The sequence below is a fragment of the Dellaglioa sp. CoH-56-MRSF-13 genome (assembly GCF_056782095.1).
The window spans coordinates 1-846 of the sequence record NZ_JBXAYC010000019.1; the positions used below are offsets into that span (position 1 = coordinate 1).

General features: G+C 49.6%; 1 protein-coding gene. It reads right to left on the minus strand.

Going from position 1 to position 846, the window contains the following annotated elements; all coding sequences use genetic code 11:
* Positions 1-846: hypothetical protein (locus AC1RP1_RS07590; RefSeq protein WP_481762657.1), on the minus strand; the 846-nt coding region annotated here is incomplete at both ends.

Sequence of the window (846 nt, forward strand, 5' to 3'; positions counted from 1 at the left end):
GTTCAAGAGCCGTGCGATATCTGGTCTCGGATTGATTGCAGCCAAGAACGCCACCACATTAGAGTGCATGAATTCGTTGCGACCTTCCACCTTACCCACGTTCAGAGACTGAAATACTTCCCGCTGAAGTGGATAATCCACATATTTGTTGTTCACGATCATGACGCCGGGTTGCGGAACTCCGTTTTTATCCGTGGCCTTGAACCGAGCCATCCACGCCTTAGCGATCTTGTGACTGGACTTTATCATCCAATCCATAATGTCAAGCTCTGCGTTTGCACCGCGTATGTGTTCAAGCATTGTTTTATGGGTTTTAGTAAGCACTCCCTTGCGGCTGTCCGGATGTCTAATGGCGCGCACTATGTCGTGGAGCTGAGCTGTCGTCATGTTCAGCTCAGCCATCTTTTCCTTGAGTCCCACCAACTCAGTGTCGGGGATCAATAGACCCTTGGCCAGCTGATGCTTAGACGGCATTTCGCGATCTAGCGTCAGTGGAACGATAGTCAGTTTTTGGTAGCGCTCGGTGATAACACGATTAGCACGGCCGAAGCCTCCCTTGAGATGCCTATCCAAAAACGGTATCGTGATATTGTTCACCTGACACCCTTCCATCTTAAGAAGATGGTACATCTGACTCGTTTCAAAGTCAGCGCTCAGAATCAGAATGCGCTTGAATCCGACAAAAGGCTGAGAGGGAAGCGCCACACGCACAAAACACTTTTTGTTGCCGCTACTTTTCATCAAGCCGAAAACCTGCATACGGATAGGCTCGTCCGCGTTAGGCGTCAAGTCCTGATACATGTTGTACAGATCGCGAAACACCGACGCAGTGTTCGTGTCATTGAC